This is a genomic window from Vibrio sp. 10N.222.55.B11, from assembly GCF_041473705.1.
GTDB classification, from domain to species: domain Bacteria; phylum Pseudomonadota; class Gammaproteobacteria; order Enterobacterales; family Vibrionaceae; genus Vibrio; species Vibrio crassostreae_C.
Genome location: NZ_JBFRST010000035.1, coordinates 1 through 26,724, shown reverse-complemented (window position 1 = coordinate 26,724; position 26,724 = coordinate 1). Strand labels below are relative to the sequence as shown.

Sequence of the window (26,724 nt, the reverse complement as noted above, 5' to 3'; positions counted from 1 at the left end):
TATCATGTCTTAAATTAGCTTTTCCTAAAGCAAATCTTGATTTAACACTCCAATAAGCTATTAGTTACATATTCATCAATTTAATGAATCTATTAATAAAAGTTAAAGATGAATATCAACGTCACCGGCTTAAAGGGAATTAACCATGAGTAATCAATCGGAACCTCAGCGTAGACCGCTGTCTCTTTCTATTCGCAGTAAGTTTATTTTAATCAACCTCACCCTGTTTATTTCTGTTTTTATCTATGCCATCTACGAGCAGTTCAGCTTAGACAAATTGGAATCATTGGAGATCGCTGCAACCGAAAACCTCAGAAGCTCAGTCGATTTATTAACGCTTAGGCGACATGAGAAAGACTTCTTGTCTCGCCACGATCAAAAATACGCAGAGCGTTTCGATAAAACCGCCGCCACATTGAATCAAAGATTGGTAACGTTGAACCAAACCCTAACCTCGCACGAACTTCACCTGACCGATCAAATGACCAAGATCTCCGATACTCTTCATCAGTACCAGAAACAGTTCCACCAGATCGTCAATCAAGTGAACGACATTGAACGTACAACCCCACCTTTGGGTTTTGTAGCAGCTCTTGATGGAAAAAGAACAGCGCTAAAATCAGCAATCGAATCAGAATCAGAATCAGAATCAAGTTTGGCACTGGAACTTGCGTTGTTAGAACTGATCGAAAAAGACTTCCATTACCTCGCACATATTAATAGCCAAACGAATGCGGCGTTAACCACTGCTCTTGTTGAGTTTGAACCCTACTCCCAAACCTCGATTGCGACTGAACAAGCCTATTCCGAATATAAGGCTGCGGTTGAAACTCTGTTGGTTGCTAACAGCAATCTAGGTTTGTCTGCAGAGTTGGGGCTTAGAGGCGCCTTACGTAGCAATGTCCATAAAACGGAACAAGCCATTGAAGAAGTGCAGAATGAGATAAGCCAAGCGATTACAGCGGCAGTTAGAAACACACAAAACATGTTACATCTGTTTGGTGCCGCTATCGTCGCTCTACTTTCTCTGTTATTGGTGTTCATCGGTCGCAACATCCTGGGTCGTATCAAAGCGATAAACGTGATGATGGAGTCTATTGCAAATGGAGATGGAGACTTAACCGTCAGAATGAACGCCAAAGGTAACGACGAGCTCGCTCAACTTGCCCGCTCGTTCGATACCTTCATCGATAAACTGCACGGTAACATCAAAGAGCTATCCGGCGTGATGACGGTGCTGACAGACAGTTCATGCAGCTCTGAAGAAGCGGCAGTCAAAAGCATGAGCAATGCAGAGAAACAAAAGCAGCAATCTGAATCGGTAGCGACGGCAGTTAACGAGTTAGTGATGACGAGTAATGAGGTGACGGCGAACATCGAAAATGCCGCAACCAATGCCGAGAAGATCAAAGAAAATGCCCATCAAGCGCTGCAAAAGACACAATCAACAAACGACAGTATTAATGTCTTGGTAGAAAACATTGCAGAGTCTCAGGATCTCATCGTTCAGCTCGAAGAACAGAGTCGTGAAATCAATCAGGTGGTGACGACTATTCAAGGTATTGCTGAGCAAACTAACCTATTGGCGCTTAATGCTGCGATTGAAGCAGCGCGTGCTGGCGATCATGGACGAGGTTTCGCTGTGGTTGCCTCGGAAGTGCGAGAGCTTTCGTTAATGACTAACGATTCAACCCATCAAATAGAATCAACGATTCATGGTTTAACCACTGGGATAGACAAGACTGTCGCTAAGATGACAGCGAGCTTAGAACAAACTGAGCTGGTGAAAAGCCAAACCAAAGACGTGGTGAATGCGATAGAAGGAATACACTTCCAAGTTGGCGAGATGTTCGACTTAAACAGTCAGATCTCAACAGCGTCCGAAGAGCAATCGATGGTTTCCGTTGAGATTGACCGAAACATTACAGATATCGCTCACCTTGCCAGTGATACTTATACCGTGGTTTCTGGATCAGTGCGTTGCAGTGAACAAGTCTCGAGTGTGAGTGTGAAGCTAGAGAAGATTGTGGCGCAATTTAAGTACTAGCGATTAGTGATTAACGCAAGCTAGTTGATTTATGCGGTATGGAAAAACAAAAGGCCTCTATCTGATTGCTAAGATAGAGGCCTTTCTAATTTTGAATACGTACTAACGTGTTATTACGTATTAGCTCTTGCTATACGGTATTAGCCGCGTGCTTTCAAGAACTCAGCGTAAGTACCGCGGAAATCGTTGATCTTGCCATCTTTGATTTCAAGGATACGAGTTGCAAGCGAGTCTACGAATACACGGTCGTGAGATACGAAGAACAATGTGCCTTTGTAGTTCTCAAGAGCCAAGTTAAGCGCTTCGATAGATTCCATATCCATGTGGTTTGTTGGCTCATCCATTAGCAGGATGTTTGGTTTATGCATCATGATCTTACCAAGAAGCATACGACCTTGCTCACCACCAGAGATAACCTTTACAGATTTCTTAATGTCGTCTTGACCAAATAGCATACGACCTAGGAAGCCACGAACAACTTGCTCGTCTTCGCCTTCTTGGCGCCATTGGCTCATCCAATCAAACAAGTTCATGTCTGTCTCGAAATCGTGTGCGTGATCTTGAGCGTAGTAACCGATGTTTGAGTTTTCAGACCACTTGTACTCACCTGTGCGAGGCTCAAGAGCGCCAGCTAGTGTGTTAAGTAGTGTTGTTTTACCCACACCGTTCTCACCGATGATAGCAACACGCTCACCTACTTCGAAAATACCGTCGAACTTGTTGTATAGGTCTTCTTCAAAACCTTGAGATAGGTTTTCAACCACAAGTGCGTTACGGAATAGCTCTTTAGACTGTTCGAAACGGATGAATGGGTTTTGACGGCTAGACGCTTTAACTTCGTCTAGTTGGATCTTATCGATCTGCTTAGCACGTGACGTTGCTTGCTTCGCTTTAGATGCGTTAGCAGAGAAACGAGATACGAACGTTTGAAGTTCAGCAATTTGTGCTTTCTTCTTAGCGTTGTCAGACAGTAGACGCTCACGAGCTTGAGTCGCAGCCGTCATGTACTCATCGTAGTTACCTGGGAATAGACGAAGTTCGCCGTAATCAAGGTCAGCCATGTGTGTACAAACAGAGTTTAGGAAGTGACGGTCGTGCGAAATGATGATCATTGTGCAGTTACGTTGGTTTAGCGTGTCTTCCAACCACTTGATGGTGTCCATGTCCAGGTTGTTCGTTGGTTCGTCAAGAAGCATGATATGCGGGTCTGCAAACAGTACTTGAGACAATAGAACACGAAGTTTCCAACCCGGTGCTACTTCGCTCATCAGACCGAAGTGCATTGATTCTTCAATACCCACCGCTAGAAGAAGCTCACCAGCTTTAGCTTCTGCCATGTAACCGTCCATTTCAGCGAACTGAACTTCAAGGTCAGCCACTTTCATGCCGTCTTCTTCGCTCATTTCTGGCAAAGAGTAAATGCGGTCACGCTCTTGCTTAATAGCCCAAAGCTCTTTGTGACCCATGATAACCGTGTCGATTACCGTGAATTCTTCGTAAGCAAACTGGTCTTGGTTTAGCTTAGCAACGCGCTCGTTTGGATCGTAGCTTACGTTACCAGCACTTGGCTCAAGTTCACCAGATAGGATCTTCATGAACGTCGATTTACCACAGCCATTCGCGCCGATTAAACCGTAGCGGTTGCCTTCGCCGAACTTAACTGAAATATTTTCGAAAAGTGGCTTAGCGCCGAATTGTTGGGTGATATTTGCTGTGGAGATCAATGCCATTACCTTTTTAATGTGAAAAACGCCGCAACGTTACTTGTTCAGGGCTTTAACTGCAAGTATTGATTGCAATTACTGGCCATTAAGTGAGTGATAACCTAGCCAAATCATAGTTTGAACTGACTCACATTTTTGGTTTTCTATTTATCGCCGTAAAACCGTCGATTTTAAGGAAAAACAAAATATCGAACAGCGCACCATAATGGGCGGTATATAACGTCCCAAATCATGCCAACCATTGAATATATCGTATGCTGATTGGTCACAGTAAAAGCCAACCCGATCAACGCAACAGAAGACATAATAAAGATGCTCAAATACTAGCCTAATCCCTGACAATTTCATGACAAAATCGCTCGAAACAGGAATAAAGTACTCGCCCCCGACACGGGGTTGGATTTCACAAAGTCAGATTATCTAACTATAGTAATCCTAACCTCATAATTCTAAGAGACTTTTATGCGTTCACTATCGCGCTTCTTAATCCTCACTTTGGCCATTCTCTCTTGGCCTAGTCATGCCAACTTGGAATATGACTTACAATCTCAGCCGCAGGTATCCGATTCTGCTGTTGATCTCGATGATCGAATTGATTCGTTACCCGACCCCCTCTTTATGGAACCGTCGGACAGACGCCAAGTCAATATATTGCTCGCTGAAGTGCTACAAGTTCAAAAGCAGGAAATCAAAACCTTCGAGCAACAGATAAAAGCCTACAGAGCGAACAACGACGCCGATCAATGGTTTGCCGTTCAAACCAGTTACGTCACTTTGAATAGCTTGAATGTGAGCAAGCAACACCTGTTAGAGCAGACGAATTCCGCTAATAAAGAGCGCCTAACGGGTTTTGGCCCCTACGGCGTAACTCAATTTAAGCAAGAGTGGGAATTAACCAAGCTCAACATTGAGTATCTTGTTTACTTCCAAATTCGTAGCTTTAAAGCGCTCGTTAAAGACATCTTTATTTCGCCAGTGCCTGTGATTGGTGCATCGTTAAAAGTGTTGTTTATCTATTTTGGTTTAGCGTGGTGGCTTGCCAATAGCACTCGTTTGATTGAGTTGTTCAGAATTAATTTTCTTGAAGCGAAAACGAACCCTCCATTTTTAGTACGTGTGATCTGGTACATCAGCCGCGCTGATCGTGCGATTGCTTGGTTAATTGCGATTACGCTTTCTCTAAGAGTGCTCTCCAGCATCCCTAGCCTGCAACACCTGATTTTCCTTGAGATCTTCACTTGGTGGATTCTAGGTGGTTCGATTGCTATCAGCTTTATTTTGGAATTTGCGTATCGTTTGGGCCGCACATCTAATCAAGAAGTGATTGCGCTGCGCCTATCGACCATTCGCCGTTATGTTTGGAGCTTCATTGTTGCGGGTGTGACTTTGCAAATATCGAGTATCACGCTAGGCAAAGGCACTATCTATAGCTGGATCTACAGCGCCCTATTTTTCTGGTTTGTACTGGTTACCATTTCAGTGCTTAGATTATGGCGTGCGAAAGTCTTCGATACGCTGCAACACATCTCTGATCGTCCGGTATGGGTGAACTGGGCAGTAAACCGCAAGGATACCTTCTTACTTAATATATTGGCGACGGCCATTGGCATCGTATGGTTGAGTGTTTACAACTTCCAACACCGCATCATGGCCTTACTGTCTAATTACACACTGTTTAGCCAAGCTTTGGCGTACCTGTTTAGAATTGAAGTGGCTAAGCAGTCTGACCTTGACAAGAATCAGCAAAACTTGGTTCGAATCAAAGGCGATCAAACCTATGAATACATTCTTCCGGGTAATATCGACAGCACGCTGATTGATTACGCCGGTGATGAGGTTAAGCAACTGTCTCGCTACTTGATGTCAGACAGCCCTGCTATCTGTATTGTTTCAGGTGAACGTGGTGTGGGCGCAACAACGCTGCTTTATACACTGCTGCACAAAGTCTCTAACGCTGAACCTGTCTACGTAAGTTGCCCTTACGCTGGTTATCAAGAGCTGTTAGCGCATCTAGCGGTGAGCATCGGCTTGGAAGAAAAAGCGACTGAGATTCAGATCTTGGCACACCTTCGTAAAAGCAAGACCACGTACTTGATTGCGATCGACAATGCACAGCGATTGGTTAAACCAATGGTTGGCGGCCTGTCTGATTTGATCCGTTTAACCAACCTACTGCGTCGCTCTAAAAAGAACCACCGTATCGTGATTTCGATTGCTAAGTCGAGCTGGCGATTTGTTGATAGAGCGCGTGGTGAGCGTCTGCTGTTTGATTTGGTGTGTTTCCTACCACGTTGGACAGAAAAACAAGTCGGTGAGCTTCTAAATAGCCGTATCAATACCGAACTTGAAAAGCCGTTATCGTTTGATGGTTTAGTTGTCCCTAAGCAGTGGGATCAAGATGACATGAGTGAAGAAGAACGCGCACGCCAAGGCTTCTATCGAATCTTGTGGCACTACTCTGATGGCAACCCTACCGTTGCGCTGCGATTCTTTAGGCTCTCTTTGAACCGCAATAAAGAGACAGATCAAGCCGTGGTACGTTTGTTCCATGTTCCTGAAGCGCAGGAACTCGAGAACATGCCGAAACCTATGTTGGCTGTACTTCGTTCTATCGTGCAATTGGAAATAGCTTCTCCGGAAGTGTTGTCTGAATGTACTCAGCTGAGCATTGCAGAGATAACCGGGATTCTACGTTATTTTGAAAGCCGTGGTTATATTGGTTGGCATGAAGAAAAGGCTCGAATTTCTGAGCACTGGTTCCGCCACATTACAAACGTTCTCGACCGTCAACATCTACTGGTGAAGTAAAATGAAGAAGTTATTTATCCTACTATTTGTTGGCTTGGCAAGTGCTGTCAGTTTCCCGACCTTTGCGACGGAAGAGTTAGCTAACGTAGAAAACATCTCAAAGATTGCGAGTTTGGTGCGTTGGAGCGGTGTGTTCTTCTCCATGATCGTTATTGCCGCAATGTGGTTGTTACTTAAGTTCATCAATTCGTTGGTGACCAGTTTTGGTAGTCAGTTCGTGCAATATCGAATGCTGCTACAGAAACTGCAGTCATTTACTCAGTTCTTTATTTACGTGAGCACCGGCCTTATTGTGTTCATGATGAGTTTTCGAATCAACGATCAAATACTGGCTTTGATTGGTGGTACCCTCGCCGTGTCGGTCGGCTTTGCGCTTAAAGACTTGGCTGCGTCATTCATTGCTGGTATCACGGTGATGATTGATAGACCTTTTCAAGTTGGTGACCGCGTCACGTTCGAAGGTAACTATGGCGACATCATTACCATTGGTTTGCGTTCTGTTCGAATGAGAACCCTGAACGACGACATTATCACGATCCCGAACAACAAGTTCTTAAACGAAGTAACGACCAGTGGTAACTATGGCGCGCTGGATATGCAGGTGGTGATTCCATTTTATGTCGGTATGAATGAAGACATCACCCTAGCCCGTGACTTGATTCAAGAAGCGGCGTCTTCAAGTCGTTACATCCACTTGCCGAAGCCTGTTACGGTTCTAGTCAAACAGACGATTACGGATAATTACTTAGCGATACAGTTAACTTGTAAGGCCTATGTGGTCGACACGGCGTATGAGAAGCTGTTTGAAACCGATATTACCTTGCGTGTGATGAAAGAGTTTAGAAAACACAATATCAACCCTCCGAAGATTTCAGTGACTGCACATTAACAAGATTGGCTTAACGCGCTTCTTTTTCTTAACGCTCTTCTTTTGTTGAGCAAGTTAACAATCCAGTCATCTACAAACAAAAACACCTCCGAACTTGTCTCAAGTGCGGAGGTGTTTTTTTATGGGCTTCTCGGATTCATCTCTTGAAGATAAGAAACCTGTGACTGGCATAGCCCGGTATGAAAAGCCTTTGCGGTTAAACCTTAAAGTACTTTAACTGATCAGTAAGGTGTTCTGTAGTGTTGGCCATTTTCTGGCTATCCTCAGCTAACGACTGTGAAGCTTGCAGTACTTCGTTAGCCGCCAGATGAATCCCAGTGACACTTTCACTCATTTCGGTTGCTACCGTGCTTTGTTGCTCTGAGGCTGCGGCGATCTGCGCGACCATGTCGTTAGCGTTGTGCAGTTCATTTACAATCACATCGAGTTGTTGGCGAGTTTCGTTAGACGCGACAACACTGTGATCGACTTTCTCATTGCTGCTTTGCATTGCTTTAAAGGTACGCTCGGCTTGCTGAGTCAGTTTTTCAATCGTCGATTGAACTTCATTGGTTGAGTTTTGAGTGCGGCTTGCGAGGTTACGTACTTCATCTGCGACTACCGCGAACCCTCTTCCTTGCTCACCTGCTCGGGCTGCTTCTATTGCCGCATTAAGTGCTAACAAGTTCGTTTGCTCAGAGACATCACGTATCACGCTCACCACTTGGCTTATCTCTGTGACACCAGATTGTAAGTCTCTGACGAGATCGTTCGCCGTCGAAATATTTTCTGAAACTTGAGATATGGTTTTAGACGTTACTTGCATGTTCTGGTCGTTCTGATTTGCGTGCTCGACAACCTTATTGGTGCTTGCGGCAGTATTTTCAGCATTAACAGCGACATCAGAAATGGTGGCACTCATTTCTGTCATCGCTGTCGATAGCAACTCAAGCTGTGCATGCTGTGAGTTAACACTGGTCGCAGCCTCTTCACTGGCCTGTGCAATGTGACTCGCCATATTGCTGGATAAACCTGCTGATTCATTCGCTGTACGAAGCGTGCTTTGTAACTTGTTGAGCATGGTATCAATTTGATTACTCATATCGCCCAGTTCATCTTTGCGTGTCATGTTCATGCGTACACGAAGATCCCCATCGGCAATCTTATGGGTGTTGTCGATAAGCTTGTTAAGTGGCACAAGGATATTGTTAGAAATCGCGTAGCCCATAGCAAATAACAGGCCTGATAATACAACCGCGACCAGTCCTTCTTTGAGCGCTAGTGCATAGAAAGCATCTTGAATATCCGCAACTAAGATTCCCGAGCCAACAATCCAATTCCACTCAGGGAATAGCTGTACATATGAGATCTTGTCTTTGAGTTCACCTTGCGGGCTCATCCATTGATAATCAAGAAACCCTTTCTCCTCTGGGGTACGTGAAATGTTGACCATCTCACGCCAGTGGTGTTTACCTGCACCATCTTGAAAGTTACCTGCGTTCTTGCCATTGAGTTCAGGTTTTAATGGATGGATAACAACGTTGAGTTGTTGGTTTAAGATCCAGAAATAATTGGTGGTGTCGTAACGAAGCGTTTCAATCGCTTGCAGTGCTTGTTTCTTTGCTACTTCTTCACCGAGTACGTTACGTTGGCTGTAATAGTAGCTCGCTAAGCTGACCGCGGTTTCGACTTGAGCACTGAGTTTATCTTGGCGCTCTTGCATTGAGCTTTCACGTTGTTGCATTAGGTTGAAAGATGACGCCATTACCAATAGAACAACCGATAAAATGACGATGGAGATAAGTTTTGATTTAATAGATAGATTACTTAATTTCATAGCTGACTGACTTTATTATATTTTTTGATTATGAATTTGGGGTCAATGTATCAAAAATCCGTACAGTTCAGATGATATGCATCAAGATCAAAAGATATACACTGTGTTACATATTCAAAAAGAGGTGCTCGTCAAACAGTCAGAGGTTGAGATTTAGTTGGCGATAGTTTAGTAGTGCAGGATTTTCGTGCTTGGGCTGAAACGTTCATGTAACAGCCCAAGCGCAGTAGAAATATTATCAGGTGATAATATGGTTGGATTCGATTCGAGCTTAAAGCTAAAAAAATTATAGGTTAGACACCAACAACTGCGGTGTGGCCTTTTGTTGAAGATAGATGCTAAAGCGACTTCCTTTGCCTACCTCAGATTCAACTCGGATCTCGCCACCCGTTTGGCTCAAGATACTTTGAGATACTGATAAGCCTAAGCCTGTACCGTCACGTTTGGTGGTGTAGAAAGGTGAAAAGATGCGTTTCAATTGTTCTTCTTTGATACCACACCCTTCATCTTGAACATGAACGATTGCACCATGAGACACGCCATTCTCCACCCAGTCTTCACTTGAGATAGTCAATGTGCCCTGTCCGTCCATGGCATGAATCGCGTTCATCTGTAGGTTAACCAAAATCTGCAAAAGTTGGTTTCGATTAACTTCCACAGACGTTTTAGCATGCAGTTGTGATACGTAGACAATGCCTTTCTTTTTCGCGCCTGTTTTTACGAGCGTAATACTTTCATCCACGATTGGATTAATGTGTTGCCAAGTGATCTCATCTTGTACACCGCCATGACGGCTATATTGAAGCAGGCTTCGTGTGATATTTCGAATTCGGTCGATCTGTTCCATGATGGCGTGGACTTCTTCGTCTACACGAGCGACTTCATCACCGAGTTCAAACTTCATTAATTCGACATTGCCAAGAATCACCGCTGTCGGATTATTAATCTCATGGGCAATGCCCGCGGTTAATTCGCCTAGCGCGGCTAACTTTTCGTTGACCACCAGCTTGTCTCGAGCTTGGTTTAATAGTTTGATATGCAGTTCGAGTTCTTCGGTTTTCTCTTTCAAGCTAGCAGTACGAGAATGAACCTTACATTCGAGTTCTGAAGCGGCTTGTTGGATCTCTTGATTACGTTCGTGCAGCAAATCCAACATCTTATCGAATTGTTTAGCGAGCAAAGTCAGCTCGTGTTGATCGTTCAAACCAAGAGTACCAATTCGCTTGTCTTGCCCCATCTGGACTAGCTTCACCACTTTGTGAATGCGTTCAATTGGGTTGAAAAGATCACGCGCACCACGGTGAACGATCAAACCAGAAGCCAGTAACAACAACACAATCGTAATGCTGATTTCACCAAGGTTGGTTAAGTACGTTTCCACCAATGGCCAAATCAGATAACCGGTATAGAGCATGCCGATGACGTTATCGAATTGGTCATGAATCGGTTGATACGCAGTGATGTACCAAGCGTCGTAAACATACGCTCTATCTAGCCACTCTTTGCCTTCATTCAATACTTTAGAATGAACCTCGTGAGAAACACGAGTACCAATTGCGCGCCCTGCACTTTCTTCGCTGCTCAACGGTACATTAGTGCTGACACGTAGGTCATCAAGGAACACAGTGACGGTACCAATGCGGCGATTAAAGCCCTCGCGTTGCGGATAAATGAGATTGCTGATCTGATCAACTAACTGTGTGCTGTTATTAAGGAGGATCCCGCCATCAAGAAAACCAATTACATGATCATTCTTGTCACGAATCGACACAACGGTGCGGCTAACTAAACCTCGAGTTTCAACATTTTGACTATTGAGCATTGGGACTTCGGCTTGCCTGGCAAGGTTTTGGTCTAAATCGTTGAGTTCGTTTTGGCTCAATACACTAAAGAACGATTCTTTGTGTGTCAGGTTGAGGTATTCAAGCTTTTTCTCCATGCTCTCGACGCTACGCCAGCGTAGAAAATCGAGTTCATAGCGAGATTTGTTTTCTGAAACCCAACGTGTGAGCTCTTCTTTCGAAATATCACTCGTGAGTTTGATTCGGAAGTTGTAAGACTCAGCAAATGCTTGAACGTTATAGGCCTGTTGGTTCTGAATTAAATGGATACTGTTGTCGGCAACATCCAAACGCTCATCGACATCAATCAGAGCACCCTGCCACGTGTAATGTACTGACCAATACAGTGTTATAGCGACAAGCGCACACAAAGTAAGAATGATGGGAGCGGATGTTAGAAATAGCAGGCGATAACGCACCATGGTTTTGAACCGGAACGCCCACTTTGTCCACCAATGACGTCTAATCGGCATATTCAGAGCCTTCTGTGTTCCATTCTTTGTACTTACGCTCTAGTGTTTTACGCGCCACACCGAGATCTCTCGCTGCTGCAGATTTATTGCCATCATGAAAACTCACCAGTTGTTCTATGTGAGATTTCTCGACTTCTTTGAGTGTCCAAGTGTTCGGGTAACCCTCAGCTGCGTCTACATTATTCAAGTTTGGTATTTCCGCCCCATGTGACACCGTCACTGAAATGCTGGTTGGGGCTGGATCACCATTCACTTCTCGCCAATAGTGTGCTGGTGGCTTGTCTAAAAGAATGCATCTTTCGACTAAGTTCTTAAGTTCGCGGATATTGCCCGGCCATTCGTATTCATTCATTGCCAAGATATCTTCATGTGCCCAGTTTGGAACCGGCATACCCAGTTCACTAGATAAAAGACGAGTGAAGTATGGAACAAGCTCTATCAGATCAGACGGTCGTTCTCTCAATGGCACAACATCAATCTTAAGTACATTGAGTCGGTAGAACAGATCGCGACGGAAGTGGCCTTTATCGACCTCTTCTTGAAGGTTTCGGTTTGTTGCTGCGACGACACGTACATCGACAGCGATCTCTTTCTCACTGCCAACTGGACGAATAGTACGTTGCTCTAACACACGTAACAGCGCTGCTTGCATTGGCAGTGGCATTTCACCTATTTCATCTAGGAACAAGGTGCCGCCACTTGCGACTCTGAACAGACCTTCACGGTTTTTCTTCGCACCAGTAAAGGCACCAGACGTGTGGCCAAACAATTCGCTTTCTAAAAGTTCAGGCGCAATTGCACCACAGTTGATTGGTACAAATGGGCCGCTACGCTTGCTGGCTTCATGTACACCACGAGCAACTAACTCTTTACCCGTACCCGACTCACCTTCTATAAGAACTGATGCTCTTGACGGTGCAAATTGACTGATCAGCAATTTGAGCTGTTTAGTCTTGTCTGAATTGCCGATCAATTCGGTCTTGATATGACGGCTAACATCGCGCTTCAACGCGTACTGCATTCTTTGGTCAAGGCGCTTGTCCATACAACGCAGAACCGCTTGTATCATTTGTTCGAGGTTGAACGGCTTAAGAATAAAATCTGAAGCACCAAGCTTAAGCGCGGATATAGTCATCTCTAAATCAGCATAACCTGTCATGAAAATCACATCGGCACGTTTGTCGTTGTCGTTAAACGCCTCTTCCCACTCAATACCAGACCGACCTGGCAGGTTGATATCAAGAACAATCAGATCAAAATGTTCGCTCGAACGCAGTATTTCGGCTTCTTCAACCGACCCTGCACTCGATACCTTGCCAAAGAACTTACCCAGAGCTTTCTTTAAAATAGCCTGCATACCCATTTCATCATCCACAACCAAGACGGAAAACGCTTGATATTGAGTCAATGTGTTCGGATTGAGGTTAGGTGCAGATGAACTAGGTGAAGACATAATGATTAGCCGGTGGGGAAAGTTGGGACAGAGTGTACCAATTAACCTTTTGTGCAACAGGGACAATGTGCGACATTTTGTCCTAGCTCATGTTTTGATTCATTTTAGAGGGCTAAATGACGCAGTTTTGTCCGAAATAACAGCAATTTAATGAGATCTGATGCATGATTTATTGGCATTAAGATTGCTTATAAGGTGTAGATTTCTAATTACAACAATTAGCGTCTTATGCACATGCCCTTTTTTGAGCCCTTTAAAACTGAAGGCATGTCATTCATTTATAACAGAATGGACATAATAATAATGAAAGCAATTCCCCTAACTATTGCAGCTCTATCTATCGTCAGTTACACGGCTAGCAGCGCGGAAGACACCACCCATATCAAATTGGCGACAACCACAAGTACCTACCACTCAGGTCTACTTGACTACTTATTACCTGAGTTCGAAAAAGATTCTGGTATCAAAGTTGATGTTCTAGCGGCGGGTACAGGTAAATCACTTCGCATGGGTGAGAATGGCGATGTAGACCTAGTGATGACTCACGCACCAAAGGCTGAAGCGAATTTCGTTGAGCAAGGTTACGGGGTTCTACCTCGCAAGCTGATGTACAACGACTTTGTCATTGTTGGTCCTCAAAGCGATCCAGCGAAGATTGAATCTCAAAAAGCAGTGACTGATGTGTTCAAAGCAATCGCGAACAATAACGTGACCTTTGTTTCTCGTGGTGACGACTCTGGTACTCATAAGAAAGAGATGGGTATTTGGGCACAAACTAAAATGGAACCAAACTTCGGTGGTTATCGCAGTGTTGGTCAAGGCATGGGCCCTACTTTGAACATGGCGTCAGAGATGCAAGGCTACACCATGACAGACCGTGGTACTTGGTTGGCTTACCAAAACAAATTGGATCTTAAAATCCTTTTCCAAGGTGACAAAAACCTGTTTAACCCTTACCAAGTGATTCTTGTTAACCCAGAACGCTACCCGAGCATCAACTACCAAGCTGCGAAAGTATTCAGTGATTGGCTGGTTAACCCTAAAGGTCAGAAACTGATTAACGACTTTAAACTGCACGGCAAACAGCTGTTTGTTGCGAGCGCAGAATAGCTGATTGTAAGCAATGAGTCGTTGCTTGTAAGTAAAGCGTAGCGTTGAAGGTGTAGTCAAAACCAACAAGCACTACACTTAGCTAAACAGTTAACGAAACACTCTTAAAAACAATAGCTGGCCAATTCAAGCTCAAATAGTTTGTGTCAGCTATGATTAACATCAGTCATTACCGATAAAGATCTATTATCGATTCACACGAGATACTTCATGACCCTATGGCAAACAACGATTGATGCAATGAACCTACTAGTGAGTTTTGACCACGAATTGTGGAAAATCGTCGCGGTATCCTTCAGCGTATCTTTGTCCGCCATCTCATTAGTGATTGTTCCTGCAATCCTTATGGCTTTCTTATTGGCTTATACTGAGTTCCCCGGGAAGTGGGCATTGTTATCGGTGATCAACACCCTGCAAGCTATCCCAACCGTGGTTATCGGTTTGTTGATGTACATGATGCTCTCTCGTTCTGGCCCACTCGGTGATTGGGAATTACTGTTCACCCAAAAGGCGATGATTCTAGGTCAGATGCTGATCTGTTTCCCAATCCTAGTCGCGATGATGCACGGCGCTCTCCAAGCCAGTGACCGCCGAGCGGTTGAAACGGCGCGCACGCTTGGCGTATCAACGACTCGTGTGGCGTGTACGTTAATTTGGGAAACGCGCTTCCCTCTTTTAGCTGCAACTATCGCTGCCTTCTCTCGTATCGTCACTGAGGTTGGTTGTTCAATGATGGTCGGTGGCAACATTATGGGGATGACAAGAAACATCCCAACAGCTATCGCTATGGAAAGCCACAAAGGCGCATTCGCTCAAGGCGTCGCCCTCGGTATGGTGTTATTAGCATTGGCATTAGCCCTTAACTTTTTCCTTTCCAGTGTGAGAGGAAAAGGCTATTTAAGAACTTAGGAACGCTGTCATGAGTATAAAAATAACAACGCAGCAAATTTCAATGCGCTACAAAGAGCGTGTTTTGTTCCATATCCCTGAATTGTCGATCGGTCCCAACGATGCCATTTATCTCAAAGGAGATAATGGTGTGGGTAAAACGACCCTACTTAAAATATTGTCTGGACTGATTCAGCCAAGCTCTGGCCGCATTCAGTCTCCGACACAAAGCTGGCAGCAGATCTTATTCCCTAGGCTCAAGTTCAAAGACATTATCTACCTGCATCAAACCCCCTATCTTTTTGATGGTTCGGTGTACCAAAATGTCGCTTATGGCATTCGCTTTAACAAAGAGAGCCAAAAAGATAAGCGAGCTCAAATAATTAATGCGCTGAGAATGGTAGGTTTAGAAACCTTGGCAGATGAACACATTTCTGTGTTGTCTGGTGGTGAGCGTCAACGCGTTGCAATGGCACGAGCCTGGATTCTTAAGCCGTCAATCTTGCTTATGGATGAACCAAGTGCCTCTTTAGACAAAGAATCTATTGAAAGATTGGTGATAATGGCCGAAGATCTTCTTCAAAGAGGCGCGAGTTTAGTCATCACTAGTCACCAAACTAACGCGTTAACCGACTTATGTAAGAAGCAATGGTGGATCAAAGACAATACTTTGACCGAATCGCCGCTTCTGCAAGTTATTCAGAAAGATAAAGCACAAGAGAATATTTATGCTGCTTCCAACGCAAACTAGTTGGGTTATTTTGGCTGGCGGACAGGCCAGCCGCATGGGCGGAAAAGATAAAGGACTTGTTGAGCTCAACGGTTCTCCGCTTATTCAATACGTTATAAACAAGCTGTCACAACAAGATGTCAGCATCACCATCAATGCCAACCGTAACTTAGACAGTTACCAAGCATTTGCTCCGGTTGTTTCCGATTCCTTCCCTGACTATCCAGGTCCATTGGGCGGCATTCATGCTGGCCTTAAAAACGCGAGTACAGACTGGGTCGGCTTTGTCCCTTGCGACAGCCCACAAATCAGTGACGACCTTGTTGAGCGTTTTTGTTCTGCAGTTAAAGAAGACAGTGACATTCTTGTCGCGCATGATGGCGAATTTAAGCAACCTGTATTCACCCTATTCCACAAACGTGTTCTGCCAAAGCTAGAAGCGTTTTTGGAACGTGGTGATCGTAAAATCATCTTGCTATACAAAGAATGTGTTACCGAATACGTTGATTTCAGCGATTCTCCTAACTGCTTTGTTAATCTGAACACGCCAGAAGAACTCACCCAATTCGGAACGCTTCAATAATGAAAGATTCAAAACAACGCCCTAACCTTCCTCTATTGGGCTTTGCTGCTTATAGCGGGACAGGTAAAACAACGGTACTTGAAGCGTTACTGCCTCTGCTGACTAATGCGGGTTTAAAAGTGGGTGTGTTAAAACATGCTCACCACGATTTTGATGTCGATAAGCCGGGTAAAGACAGCTACCGTTTACGTAAAGCGGGCGCAAACCAAATGCTGATTGCATCGCGTAATCGTCACGTGATGATGACAGAAACGCCAGAAGCCGAAGCTAATTTTGATTACCTTCTGACACGTTTCGATACCAACACGCTGGACTTGATTCTGGTTGAAGGCTGTAAAAACATCGCCTTCCCTAAAATTGAATTGCACAGAGATGAAGTCGGTAAACCTTGGTTGTACCCGAACGATAACAACATTATTGCTATCGCGGCAGACATCCAAGTTGAATCAGAGCTGCCACAAATGGCGATCAGCGACTTAGAAGCGATTCGTGATTTCATCATCAATTACGCACAGTCCTTTGACCTTTCCTCAACAGCAGGCAAAGCCGTGTCATGCTCATCTTCAAAAGACGCTGCGCCCGCAGTGTGTTGTGATTCGTTCTCTCCTGCTGGTTTAACCGTTACTCAAGGCCAACAAAAGATTGTTGATAGCATTGACGCGCTTGATCTCACAGAGAGTGTTGAACTATTGCAGGGCTACGGTCGTGTTTTGGCTGAAGATATAATCTCGCCAATCAATGTGCCTCAAAACACCAACTCAGCAATGGACGGCTACGCAATTCGTAGTGAAGATTTAGAACTGGATAGTTACCAACTGGTTGCTGAAGTTATGGCTGGTCACAGCTACGAGCAAACTGTTCAACAAGGTGAAGCCGTTAAGATCATGACGGGTGCACCAATGCCTGAAGGCGTTGATGTTGTTGTGATGCGCGAGCAAGCCGTCCAAGATGGCGATAAGGTTAGCTTCCCAGGTGCGAAAATCTCAATTGGACAAAATGTCCGTATGGCTGGTGAAGATTTAGAAATCGGCCAACCTGTCTTTACACGTGGTACACGCATCGAAGCACCTGAAATGGGCATGATGGCGTCGTTAGGTTTTGGTGCCTGCCCTGTTCTGCGTAAAGTTAAAGTGGGTGTGTTCTCCACGGGTGATGAAGTTCAAGCACCGGGCAGCGAGCAAAAACCAAACTCTATCTATGACTCAAATCGTTTTACTATTATCGGCATGCTTCAAAAGCTTGGCTGTGACATCGTAGATTACGGCATCATTGAAGATGATGAGCAGAAGATGATGGACGTGCTGCACTCTGCGTCGTTAGAGACCGACATGGTTCTGACTTCTGGTGGTGTATCTGTTGGTGATGCGGATTACATCAAGCTTGCGTTAGATAAGCTGGGTGAAATCAACTTCTGGCGTATCAATATGCGTCCGGGTCGCCCTCTTGCTTACGGCAAAATTGAAGACAAACCTTTCTTCGGTTTACCTGGCAACCCAGTAGCCGTGATGGTGTCATTCATTAACTTTGTAGAACCCGCGATCCGCAAGCTACAAGGTCAAACGAACTGGACGCCAGTGAAAGCGAACGCGATAGCAACTGAGCAATTACGTTCTCGTCAAGGTCGTACTGAGTTCAGCCGTGGTGTGTTCTCAATGAACGAATCAGGCGTACTTGAAGTGAAAACAACCGGTAAGCAAGGTTCAGGTATTTTACGTTCAATGAGCGAAGCGAACTGCTTAATCGAAATCTCGCCCGCGGTTGATACGGTGAAAGTTGGCGAGACAGTGACGATCATTCCGCTACAAGGTCGCGTTTGATTCAAAGCTCAAACACCTAAATTGACTTGGCCGCTTTTTAATTGACTTAGAAGCTCTTTGCCAAAACATAGATGAAGCCCCTTCTATCGAGCTTTCGATGTTATGGGGCTTTCTTTTCTGTTCGTTTTGTAAAAGACAACCTGTTCGTTCCTTAAAAGACGAAAAGCTTAAATAGCGATAAGCCTGAAGAACGATAATCTTAAGATTTTTTATCATAACCTTGAGCCACGTACTGTTTTTATGTAGAGTGCGCGCAAAGTAATAATTCTATTGGAGAGCACCATGGCTCGTACCATTCTGTACACTTACAAAGACGAAGACAAAGAGTTACTGTTTTCGAAACAAGAACACCGCACGATCCAAGAAGCCGTCGCTGCAGCTGAAGGTATCGACATCACTGAGTATCTAAAAACTGAGCAACAGCTTGAGTTTATTTCTGATACTAAAGCGGTTCGTAACTACCAAGACAACTATTTCCGTAAGCTAGGCTTTACTAAGCTTACGTTGAAGCAAAAAGACAACCTTGGTGTTGGTAAAAAGAAGAAGTAAGCCCTCTGGTTTCTTTTTTTGTCGATCTGTAGTTTCTAGCTTTTCGTTTGCACTTGAGAGCTAAGAAGTTAAGAGCTAAAGAAACGAAAACACCGAACAATAAAAAATGCCGCAACCTATTTTGAGATTGCGGCATTTTTGTTTGTGCTTTTAACTATCTAACCTTAGCTAGCTTAACTTAAGCCACGACTACTTAATGTTAAGGAATGCAGCACCACGCACGCCGCCTGAATCACCGTGCTTCGCTTTGATGATCTTTGGACATTTCGCTACAGACAGTAGGTATTTAGGGATACGTTTTGGCATCTCTTCGTAGATAAGTTCGAAGTTTGAAAGACCGCCGCCCAATGCAACTACGTGTGGATCAAGACCGGTAAACAGGTTCGCGAAACAGATAGCCAATAGCTCCATGAAACGATCAACGTGCTCAGCCGCTTTTGCTTCACCTTCGTTGTACGCTTGAATGATCTCGATCGCTTTCTTCTTCTCACCGAAGTAGTGCTCGTAAATCAATTCAAAGCCACGACCTGATAGGTAGCTGTCTAGACAACCTTTCTTGCCACAACCACAGCCTAGTAACGGTGCGTTGTCGCCAAGGTGGAACCAAGCATCAATAGGAAGACGCATATGGCCCAGTTCACCAGCAACGTGGTTACGACCAGAGAACACTTTTCCTTCGTAAACTAAACCGCCACCAAAACCAGTACCTAGAATTAGGCCTGCTACTGATGGTTCGTCTTTAAGCTCGTCATCCCACGCTTCTGAAAGCGCAAAACAGTTCGCATCATTTTCAATTTTCACACTACGACCAATAAGCGCTTCTAGGTCTTTACGTAGTGGTTTCCCCGTTGAAGCTGGCACGTTAACAACCAGCATTGTGCCGTCGTCAGCATCTTCCATACCAGGAAGACCAAGACCAATTTTACCTTCGCAAGAAAATTCGTTGTCGTACTTCTTTACCAAACCGGCAATCGTATCAAGTAGCAGTTGATAATCTTCAGTAGGCGTTGGTACGCGTTCTGTTGCTACTCGCTCAAGTTTTTCATTGAACGCACCAAATTCAATTTTTGTGCCGCCAACATCGAAGCCGTAATACATGAAATCTCTCCAATTTTTCCCTAAATTCGGGCAAATAAATTTTTCAAACTAAACATCTAGGAAGCATTATCCATAACACTCCCCCTACAAACCGTGATAGATAACAAACTTATCTCGTGTTCGAATCTGTTTGAACAACAAGTCAGCACAAAGCGGTTAAAGGTTAGAGTGACGTCTCATTTTTAGTGTGCTCTATGAAAGCGTTCAGGCTTGGTTTGGTTGGATCGGACTTATAACGCGTCTTGCTTAGCATGTAGCTTTCGCGAAATGTCTCAAACCACAACTGTAAAGTCTGAGCGCCCTGCTCTTCACCTGCCTGTTTCAAAACCAAGCTCGCCACTTCTGCAGTCGAAAGATGTTGTTCGTTGTCTGACTTACGCATCATGTATTGCGAAACCGATTCTGGTTCAATCGACAACACGGGTAAATCTTGCAGATACTCTGAACGACGGAAGATACGTCGTGCTTCACGCCAACTGCCATCAATAAAAATCAGCAGCAACGTCTTGTTCGAATCTCGCATCTCACCAAGGTCTGCAACCACGCGCGATTTGTCATCGGTATAATCTTCAGGAAAGACTACGACTGGCTGATATTTATCGTCTTTCAGCACCTCAATCATCTCTTGATTCGGTTCAGTGCGGTGCCAAAGGTAGGCATAGCTGTCTTTAACGGTATCAAGGATTAAACGGCCGGTATTACTTGGCTTGAGTATTTCATTGTCCGATAAGATCAACATGGTCGCGACGTTCGTATTTACGTCTGGTTGATGTTCACAGATACAGCTGTCTTGTTTGATTTTACAGAACTCACATCGAACCACTTTACACCCGCGCGCGTTAAACGGCTTGGTAGAAAGAGACAAACGGTGTTGATATAAACGGTGAAAAGCGTGGATTCTCATGGACAATAACGATAAATCTAGAAAAGTGGCACGATTGTACTTACAGTGTCCCTAGAATGATAGAAGGAATTCCCATGCAAGACCCATCACTGCTTCGCCTTGTTTGTTTTATTGTCGTTTTCGGACTGTGTGCGCTTTGGGAATACCGTTTTCCTCGTAAAGCACTGACTCAAAGCAAATGGTTTCGCTGGGGAAACAACTTTGCGCTGGTTGCTTTGAACAGCTTTCTATTGGCCACTTTAATTCCTATCGCAGCCTTCCAAGCGGCGGTTATCGCACAAGAAAATCAATGGGGTTTGTTCACTACCCTGTCACTTCCGAAAGAACTCACCATTTTGATTTGTGTATTGCTCTTGGATTGTGCCATTTACCTACAGCACTTGGTGTTTCACCGTGTTCCTTGGTTGTGGAAGCTACATCGAGTTCACCATGCGGACCTTGATATTGATGTCACAACCGGAACGCGCTTTCACCCTATTGAGATGATTCTTTCAATGCTTATCAAAGTGAGCTTGGTGATCGCGCTAGGTGTGCCTGTCATTGCTGTCGTGATCTTTGAAATTGTTCTTAATGCGAGCGCGATGTTTAACCATAGCAATGCAAGTCTTCCGCTATGGTTCGATAAACGATTGAGAAAAGTGATTGTGACACCAGACATGCACCGCGTTCATCACTCGGTCATTGTTAAGGAAACGCACTCAAACTTTGGCTTCTTTTTATCAGTGTGGGACATCTGGTTTAAGACTTACCGCGCCCAACCCAAGCTTGGTCATGACAAGGTGCATATTGGTGTTCCCGAGATTCAAGATGGTAAAGAGCAACGGCTAGATTTAATGTTACGCCAACCATTCGCTTCCTTCCCTCATTCGAAAGACAAGACCTAACGCCTCAAGAAAATAATAAAAAATGGCGCAAACTCATAAGAGATTGCACCATTTTTATATGCGTAGCTTCTCACCTTTCAGCGGCAATTCCCACTTCCGGACGACGTTGACACACTTACTTCAATACGTACTTATGAAGCATGGCTTGTTGGTGCCCTGCTATCTCTCCGACTTGCTCTGAACTCTCGATCATAGATTCAAGTTGCAGCTTAGTATTCTCGCCCTGCTCAGATACTCGGGTGATTGAATGGGTTACATCGACAGTCGCACGAGCTTGTTCTTCGGTAGCCACCATGATTTGCTCAACACGCCCTTTGATCTGGTTTACTGCAAATTCGATTTTCTCGAAGGCTTGTCTTACATCACCACTGGTTTGCAGTGCATTGGCCATCTCACTTCTCGATTCCGTTACAGAAGCACGTGAGCGATCGGCTGCTGCTACTAGTTCGTTCATCATGCTACGAATATTGGTGGTTTGCTGGGATGTGCCGCTCGCCAATTTACGCACTTCGTCTGCAACTACCGCAAAACCTCGACCTTGTTCACCTGCTCGCGCCGCTTCTATCGCAGCGTTCAATGCCAACAAGTTGGTGTTTTCAGCGATACCACTGATCATGTCGACCATTTCACGAATCTGTTTCACTCGACCATCCAAGTCAGCCATCGACTCTTCACTCATGCTAAGAGACTGCTCAAGCGCTTGTAATCGTTGTTGGTTAAGGCCAACCACTTGGCTGCCATTCACTGATTCATCTTCTGCTATTTGTGCATCGTCGTTCGACGCGTTAGAGATACGAGCTATCTCACCAATCGATGCTTCTAGTTCAGTAATGGTGGTGATCATATTCTGAAGTGATTCGTTCTGTTCATTCAAGCTCGAATTAGTTTGTTCTGCAGCGTCATGACTCACTTCAGCCGTTTGGTAAAGCGCCTCACAGTTACGCGTTACTAAACGAACCGAATCTGCGGTTGAATCAACAACCGTATTGAGTTTTGAAGTAATAACTTGCAGCTCAAGCGGCCCAAGCAATTCGCTCTGCTTAGAGAAGTCATGATCTGCCAGTGAACTCAACTGTTGAGTAATGTTTTTAAGCCCTTTATTCATCCAACGGCGTAACACGAACCATGAAATCACAATGATTACAGCAATCACTAGCCCGCTGATAAACAACACACGATCAATATTGGTGATGGTTTGATTTACAATCAGTTCACTTTCATCAATCAGGTGGGAAGCGGTAGAAGACAGCTGATTCAATGTGCTAATAACGGTGTTCGCTAAGTTAATGACTTGCGTTAAGTTCTGCTCTTGCTGCTGAACCAGTTCGAGTTTCAAGAGGATTTGTTTGATTACGCCTTCTTCTGTAAAGCCTTCTTTCACCATCTCATAAGGCGCCGTCAAGCTCGCGAACTCAGCGATGTCTGGGTGCCAATCGGCAAAATCGCTGTAAGCCAAGTTAAGGCCTGCGATTCGGTTTCTCAATTGACGGTATTCGTCTTGTGCTTTATCAATGTCAGATTGCATCATCAGCATCAAGAAGGTGTTCGCCATAGCAGACGCGCTGGATGTAAATCGGTTCGCTGCATCGCTCGCTTCTGGGTTGTCTTCAACCAAGAATGAGCTGATTCTATTCATTTCTGGTCCGATAGACCCAACGCCATAACGGAACTCGCCCATTTTACTGTCGATCAGATTTTGCTTACTTTGAATTTCGATCTGCGCCAGCAGTACCGTGTTGGTCATGGTTTGCAGTTGCGCCATGTCATCGACAAGGATTTGTTGTTGCTCTAAAGAGATCGCATCAGGAAAAGATTGGGAAATAAAAAGAAGTTCCTCTAGCGTGGTATTGCTCTCTGTCGCGAGTTGGTCAATTGAGCCCCTTGTGGCATTCAGTGTATCTAAGTCGGTTGATTGGGTGCTGTAAGTGAGAAGTTTTACTTGTTCTAATACGCTTTGCGTTAATTCGGCGTTATGTAGAGCAAGGGGTAATGCTTGTTCCGAGAGTGCATCAAAATGTCCCCCGACCCGTTCAACGCCCCGAATGCTAACCATTGATAAAAAAGTAACAAGTAAAAGAATGGAAATAAATACAGCAGTGACGGTTTGAATGAGCGAGAATGTATAACGTGAGGGTTTTATTGATAAATTTGTGTCGGGCATGTGAAATCCAGTTTGACTACGAAAAGAGATATCCTTAAGTTAGGTCGTATACTAGAAGTCCTTGATGACGTTTTTATTTCAGTTTTTTGTCAGAAGAGTTACATATGAAAATCAGAAAAATGGCTGTAGTTACAATAACTTTAGCAACATTGGCTGCTTGTAGCTCGTCACCATCGCCTTCTCAGCTCAGTCAAACCGCACAGAGACCCTTATCAAAATCAGAACAATTGACTACAAACGCTTATATGAGCGTGTATGAACAGTGGAAAGGTGTGCCATACCATTTCGGTGGGACATCATTTCGAGGTATAGATTGCTCTGCTTTTGTTCAAATCGCCGTGCAAAATGCGACTCAACAAGCTCTACCAAGAACCACAAAAGACCAGAGTAAAAAGGGAAAAGAAATTGCGTATGGGCAGGCAACAAGCGGTGACTTGGTGTTTTTCAAGACTTCGATGACGGTGCGACATGTAGGCGTTTACTTAGGAAACAACCAATTTCTACATGCCTCGACATCGAAAGGTGTCATTATTTCTAGGTTAGATAACCCTTACTGGGCATCCAAGTTTTGGCACTTTAGGCGTTTATAGCGGTTCGAAAGATAAACCGCTGAGCGAGGTAACTCTAGAAAGATACGACTTAAACGCCCGTTGTTATTATGCTGATTAATTACGACGATAAATGAGCAAACAAACCGTTAATCGTATTTAGCAACAGCAGTATCAAACAGGTTCTTCACTAACGCGATGTACTCATCGAGGAATACAATTTGTTCGTTAGTCGCTTTCTTAGCCCACACACCCGCTAATACTTCACCAAGATCCGCTACTACGGCATCTGCTTCTTTCAAAAGTTGAAAACGAACGCTCGAATGCAACTCTGGGTTTTGCTCGAAAATAGCCATGATGTTTGTTGAAATCATGTCGGTAACAATGTCTTCGACACTTTCGTTTCCAGTATCACCATTACTATTGGTAAACACATCAAGGTTGAATGATAGGTGCTCGATTAAAGCCAAATAGCCATCGGTTTCTACAACCACAATAATTCTCCGTTTTAAGCTCTAGAGCAGATTAATACGTACTTGCCTAATACTATGTAAATGAAGCTATTTGTCATCACTTTATTGCCCAAAAATACATTTAAATGATCCTAGTTAGTATTTCAGCTTAAAATTAAATCGATATAGCTTTATGTGGTATACCTGCCTACTTACGACATAAGTAAATTCACGCTAAAGAAGTGTAAGACAAACTTTGAAGCAAAGTATTGCGCCAGTTAACAATAGCCCTTTCAACTTACTCTAAAAGCTCATTTGATTTAGTCGCTAGACAATAACAAGCTCAAACCTCTTTTCCAGTTTGTGGCGTTCAAAACCGTTTCGATTGTGAGACCAGTTCCAAACTATTTCATCACGTCAGGTTTTCAATTTATGTTTGTATTTCAAAGAGCTTGAATCAGTTCGAGTTCACAATTCGGCCAATTGATTCTACGTAAGATGAAGAAGAGCTAAGAACATTGACGAGTGCGTCTATAAATTGTTCAGATTTATCCTAAACTATTGCTATTAAACAAACAGTATTTCTAACCTTCAATCTTTTTAACTTTCAGTCTTTGAGGATTTCCTATGTGGCAGGCCATTTCTCAACAACTTTCAGATACTCTTCTATTTAACTTTCAGATTACTGAACGTACCAAGGTTTCTGGTGGCGACATTAACGATTGCTATATGATCAGCGATGGTAATGAGCGTTACTTTGTGAAAGTGAATCAGCGAGAATTTTTACCTAAGTTTGAAATTGAAGCTGAGAACTTACGCTTGTTAAGAGAAACCTCCACTGTTTACGTTCCTGAGTTGGTGCTTATTGGCAAAACCAAAGAGTGCTCGTTCATTATTCTGAATTACTTGCCGACCAAACCGCTCGAGACGGGCAACAATAGCTTCGATTTCGGCGTTCAGCTTGCGCGGCTTCATCAATGGGGCGAGCAAAAAGAGTTTGGTTGCGACCAAGACAACTATATCGGCAGCACACTTCAACCCAACCCTTGGCATAAGAAATGGGGTCGCTTTTTCTCTGAGCAACGCATTGGTTTCCAACTGCAACTGCTCAAAGAGAAAGGCATCGAGTTTGGTGATATCGATGACATCGTTGATGTGGTGAATATGCGTCTTGCTGGCCACAACCCTCGCCCTTCTTTGCTTCATGGGGATCTTTGGAATGGCAATGTTGCTAACTCTGCGTTTGGCCCAATTTGCTACGACCCTGCTTGTTACTGGGGGGACCATGAGTGTGATTTGGCGTTAACTGAATTGTTTGAAGGTTTCCCTAAAGAGTTTTATGAAGGTTACCAGAGCGTCAATCCACTCGACGTTGGCTATACTGATCGGAAAGACATTTACAACTTGTACCATCTTCTTAACCACTGCAATCAATTTGGCGGCGAATATTTAGCACACACTGAAGCATGCATTCAGAAGATACAGGCCGTTTAATACCAATTACAGCTGTTTATAACCGAATACGATTGGTATCAGTTACAGTGAGGAGAATTTGCCATGCATAAATACACAGAGAAACATGTCTCCTGTCCGCATTGTGGGCACGGTATTAACATCACGCTTGATGCATCTAATGGTAGCCAAGACTTCTATGATGATTGTCCAGCGTGTTGCAATGCCATTCATTTGGATATGCAGGTTGACGAAATAAGAGACAGAATCAACCTTTCGATTGATGCCGATGATGAACAAGTATTCTGACAATCAGTTTCTCGTTTAAACCATGATCAAAAAAGAGCACCTCACGTGCTAATGCCGATCAGTTAAAGCCAAAGCGATCGGTTGAAGGATCCTTCAGAGCTGTCAAAATCCAAGTGTATTTAATGCACTTGGATTTTTTTATGGATGTTTCTCAAGCTCTAAACATAATTAATGATTGGAAACCTAGC

At 44.1% G+C, this 26,724-nt stretch carries 21 protein-coding genes; 13 read left to right on the top strand and 8 right to left on the bottom strand.

The window, feature by feature from the left end; all coding sequences use genetic code 11:
- Nucleotides 1-145 precede the first annotated feature (145 nt).
- Nucleotides 146-2,047 carry a methyl-accepting chemotaxis protein gene (locus tag AB4503_RS12095; protein WP_372114802.1) on the top strand — a complete coding sequence of 634 codons (1,902 nt, stop codon included), beginning with the start codon at nucleotides 146-148 and terminating at the stop codon, nucleotides 2,045-2,047.
- 140 nt (nucleotides 2,048-2,187) lie between these two features.
- On the opposite strand, the gene AB4503_RS12090 is transcribed toward AB4503_RS12095, so the two are convergent.
- Entirely contained in the window at nucleotides 2,188-3,771 is a 1,584-nt protein-coding gene (locus AB4503_RS12090; RefSeq protein ID WP_009846736.1) for an ABC-F family ATPase, read from the bottom strand.
- 462 nt (nucleotides 3,772-4,233) lie between these two features.
- Between AB4503_RS12090 and AB4503_RS12085 the strand changes: the two genes are divergently transcribed.
- A complete protein-coding gene (locus AB4503_RS12085; protein ID WP_372114800.1) occupies nucleotides 4,234-6,579 on the top strand; it encodes an ATP-binding protein in 2,346 nt (781 codons plus the stop codon).
- A 1-nt stretch (nucleotide 6,580) separates the two neighbouring features.
- Complete coding sequence (locus tag AB4503_RS12080; protein WP_004733762.1) at nucleotides 6,581-7,468, top strand: mechanosensitive ion channel family protein; 888 nt, start codon at nucleotides 6,581-6,583, stop codon at nucleotides 7,466-7,468.
- A gap of 196 nt (nucleotides 7,469-7,664) precedes the next feature.
- Here the strand turns inward: AB4503_RS12080 and AB4503_RS12075 are convergent, their stop codons facing one another.
- The 3 genes from AB4503_RS12075 to AB4503_RS12065 all read right to left on the bottom strand — a co-directional run bounded on the left by AB4503_RS12075 (nucleotide 7,665) and on the right by AB4503_RS12065 (nucleotide 13,051).
- Nucleotides 7,665-9,284 (bottom strand): methyl-accepting chemotaxis protein, encoded by a 1,620-nt coding sequence (locus AB4503_RS12075; protein WP_372114798.1) that lies wholly within the window; start codon nucleotides 9,282-9,284, stop codon nucleotides 7,665-7,667.
- 286 nt (nucleotides 9,285-9,570) lie between these two features.
- A complete protein-coding gene (locus AB4503_RS12070; RefSeq protein WP_004733766.1) occupies nucleotides 9,571-11,598 on the bottom strand; it encodes a cache domain-containing protein in 2,028 nt (675 codons plus the stop codon).
- Nucleotides 11,588-13,051, bottom strand: coding sequence for a sigma-54 dependent transcriptional regulator (locus AB4503_RS12065; protein WP_102510931.1), 1,464 nt, complete (start codon nucleotides 13,049-13,051; stop codon nucleotides 11,588-11,590). Before AB4503_RS12065 ends, AB4503_RS12070 begins: the two co-directional genes overlap by 11 nt.
- A 303-nt stretch (nucleotides 13,052-13,354) precedes the next feature.
- Here AB4503_RS12065 and AB4503_RS12060 point away from each other — a divergent pair, with 303 nt between their 5' ends.
- The 6 genes from AB4503_RS12060 to AB4503_RS12035 all read left to right on the top strand — a co-directional run bounded on the left by AB4503_RS12060 (nucleotide 13,355) and on the right by AB4503_RS12035 (nucleotide 18,728).
- The gene (locus AB4503_RS12060) at nucleotides 13,355-14,161 is read left to right on the top strand and encodes a substrate-binding domain-containing protein (RefSeq protein WP_017077255.1); all 807 of its coding nucleotides are present in this window, start codon (nucleotides 13,355-13,357) and stop codon (nucleotides 14,159-14,161) included.
- Between the two features lie 210 nt (nucleotides 14,162-14,371).
- A complete protein-coding gene (locus tag AB4503_RS12055) occupies nucleotides 14,372-15,070 on the top strand; it encodes an ABC transporter permease (protein ID WP_017068184.1) in 699 nt (232 codons plus the stop codon).
- Nucleotides 15,071-15,080: 10 nt separating this feature from the next.
- A complete protein-coding gene (locus tag AB4503_RS12050; RefSeq protein ID WP_004733775.1) occupies nucleotides 15,081-15,800 on the top strand; it encodes an energy-coupling factor ABC transporter ATP-binding protein in 720 nt (239 codons plus the stop codon).
- Nucleotides 15,778-16,362, top strand: coding sequence for a molybdenum cofactor guanylyltransferase MobA (mobA, locus tag AB4503_RS12045; protein WP_004733776.1), 585 nt, complete (start codon nucleotides 15,778-15,780; stop codon nucleotides 16,360-16,362). The genes AB4503_RS12050 and mobA overlap by 23 nt, the downstream gene beginning before the upstream one ends.
- Nucleotides 16,362-18,179 carry a bifunctional molybdopterin-guanine dinucleotide biosynthesis adaptor protein MobB/molybdopterin molybdotransferase MoeA gene (locus tag AB4503_RS12040; protein ID WP_372114794.1) on the top strand — a complete coding sequence of 606 codons (1,818 nt, stop codon included), beginning with the start codon at nucleotides 16,362-16,364 and terminating at the stop codon, nucleotides 18,177-18,179. The genes mobA and AB4503_RS12040 overlap by 1 nt, the downstream gene beginning before the upstream one ends.
- 282 nt (nucleotides 18,180-18,461) lie before the next feature.
- Entirely contained in the window at nucleotides 18,462-18,728 is a 267-nt protein-coding gene (locus AB4503_RS12035; RefSeq protein WP_004733780.1) for a DUF2960 family protein, read from the top strand.
- Nucleotides 18,729-18,917: 189 nt separating this feature from the next.
- Here the strand turns inward: AB4503_RS12035 and nagK are convergent, their stop codons facing one another.
- Nucleotides 18,918-19,826: an N-acetylglucosamine kinase gene (nagK, locus tag AB4503_RS12030; RefSeq protein WP_050621335.1), complete on the bottom strand. Its 909-nt coding sequence runs from the start codon at nucleotides 19,824-19,826 to the stop codon at nucleotides 18,918-18,920.
- Between the two features lie 163 nt (nucleotides 19,827-19,989).
- On the bottom strand, nucleotides 19,990-20,736 hold the full coding sequence (locus AB4503_RS12025) for a tRNA-uridine aminocarboxypropyltransferase (RefSeq protein ID WP_372114790.1): 747 nt from the start codon (nucleotides 20,734-20,736) through the stop codon (nucleotides 19,990-19,992).
- A 68-nt stretch (nucleotides 20,737-20,804) separates the two neighbouring features.
- Between AB4503_RS12025 and AB4503_RS12020 the strand changes: the two genes are divergently transcribed.
- Entirely contained in the window at nucleotides 20,805-21,614 is an 810-nt protein-coding gene (locus tag AB4503_RS12020; protein WP_372114787.1) for a sterol desaturase family protein, read from the top strand.
- 115 nt (nucleotides 21,615-21,729) lie between these two features.
- Here AB4503_RS12020 and AB4503_RS12015 read toward each other — a convergent pair whose 3' ends face one another.
- Complete coding sequence (locus tag AB4503_RS12015; RefSeq protein WP_372114786.1) at nucleotides 21,730-23,775, bottom strand: methyl-accepting chemotaxis protein; 2,046 nt, start codon at nucleotides 23,773-23,775, stop codon at nucleotides 21,730-21,732.
- A gap of 104 nt (nucleotides 23,776-23,879) precedes the next feature.
- Between AB4503_RS12015 and AB4503_RS12010 the strand changes: the two genes are divergently transcribed.
- Entirely contained in the window at nucleotides 23,880-24,365 is a 486-nt protein-coding gene (locus AB4503_RS12010; RefSeq protein ID WP_065584422.1) for a C40 family peptidase, read from the top strand.
- A gap of 107 nt (nucleotides 24,366-24,472) precedes the next feature.
- On the opposite strand, the gene AB4503_RS12005 is transcribed toward AB4503_RS12010, so the two are convergent.
- Nucleotides 24,473-24,817, bottom strand: coding sequence for a DUF3802 family protein (locus AB4503_RS12005; RefSeq protein WP_010440912.1), 345 nt, complete (start codon nucleotides 24,815-24,817; stop codon nucleotides 24,473-24,475).
- 585 nt (nucleotides 24,818-25,402) lie between these two features.
- Between AB4503_RS12005 and AB4503_RS12000 the strand changes: the two genes are divergently transcribed.
- Nucleotides 25,403-26,269, top strand: coding sequence for a fructosamine kinase family protein (locus AB4503_RS12000; RefSeq protein WP_017059601.1), 867 nt, complete (start codon nucleotides 25,403-25,405; stop codon nucleotides 26,267-26,269).
- Nucleotides 26,270-26,332: 63 nt separating this feature from the next.
- Entirely contained in the window at nucleotides 26,333-26,536 is a 204-nt protein-coding gene (locus tag AB4503_RS11995) for a CPXCG motif-containing cysteine-rich protein (protein ID WP_171732998.1), read from the top strand.
- Nucleotides 26,537-26,724 lie beyond the last annotated feature (188 nt).

What these genes read in the sequence shown, in the direction of transcription:
- AB4503_RS12095 (WP_372114802.1), top strand. Translation starts at nt 146, where the DNA reads ATGAGTAATCAATCGGAACCTCAGCGTAGACCGCTGTCTCTTTCTATT.
- AB4503_RS12085 (WP_372114800.1), top strand. Translation starts at nt 4,234, where the DNA reads ATGCGTTCACTATCGCGCTTCTTAATCCTCACTTTGGCCATTCTCTCT.
- AB4503_RS12080 (WP_004733762.1), top strand. Translation starts at nt 6,581, where the DNA reads ATGAAGAAGTTATTTATCCTACTATTTGTTGGCTTGGCAAGTGCTGTC.
- AB4503_RS12075 (WP_372114798.1), bottom strand. Translation starts at nt 9,284, where the DNA reads ATGAAATTAAGTAATCTATCTATTAAATCAAAACTTATCTCCATCGTC.
- AB4503_RS12070 (WP_004733766.1), bottom strand. Translation starts at nt 11,598, where the DNA reads ATGCCGATTAGACGTCATTGGTGGACAAAGTGGGCGTTCCGGTTCAAA.
- AB4503_RS12065 (WP_102510931.1), bottom strand. Translation starts at nt 13,051, where the DNA reads ATGTCTTCACCTAGTTCATCTGCACCTAACCTCAATCCGAACACATTG.
- AB4503_RS12060 (WP_017077255.1), top strand. Translation starts at nt 13,355, where the DNA reads ATGAAAGCAATTCCCCTAACTATTGCAGCTCTATCTATCGTCAGTTAC.
- AB4503_RS12055 (WP_017068184.1), top strand. Translation starts at nt 14,372, where the DNA reads ATGACCCTATGGCAAACAACGATTGATGCAATGAACCTACTAGTGAGT.
- AB4503_RS12050 (WP_004733775.1), top strand. Translation starts at nt 15,081, where the DNA reads ATGAGTATAAAAATAACAACGCAGCAAATTTCAATGCGCTACAAAGAG.
- mobA (WP_004733776.1), top strand. Translation starts at nt 15,778, where the DNA reads ATGCTGCTTCCAACGCAAACTAGTTGGGTTATTTTGGCTGGCGGACAG.
- AB4503_RS12040 (WP_372114794.1), top strand. Translation starts at nt 16,362, where the DNA reads ATGAAAGATTCAAAACAACGCCCTAACCTTCCTCTATTGGGCTTTGCT.
- AB4503_RS12035 (WP_004733780.1), top strand. Translation starts at nt 18,462, where the DNA reads ATGGCTCGTACCATTCTGTACACTTACAAAGACGAAGACAAAGAGTTA.
- nagK (WP_050621335.1), bottom strand. Translation starts at nt 19,826, where the DNA reads ATGTATTACGGCTTCGATGTTGGCGGCACAAAAATTGAATTTGGTGCG.
- AB4503_RS12020 (WP_372114787.1), top strand. Translation starts at nt 20,805, where the DNA reads ATGCAAGACCCATCACTGCTTCGCCTTGTTTGTTTTATTGTCGTTTTC.
- AB4503_RS12015 (WP_372114786.1), bottom strand. Translation starts at nt 23,775, where the DNA reads ATGCCCGACACAAATTTATCAATAAAACCCTCACGTTATACATTCTCG.
- AB4503_RS12010 (WP_065584422.1), top strand. Translation starts at nt 23,880, where the DNA reads ATGAAAATCAGAAAAATGGCTGTAGTTACAATAACTTTAGCAACATTG.
- AB4503_RS12000 (WP_017059601.1), top strand. Translation starts at nt 25,403, where the DNA reads ATGTGGCAGGCCATTTCTCAACAACTTTCAGATACTCTTCTATTTAAC.
- AB4503_RS11995 (WP_171732998.1), top strand. Translation starts at nt 26,333, where the DNA reads ATGCATAAATACACAGAGAAACATGTCTCCTGTCCGCATTGTGGGCAC.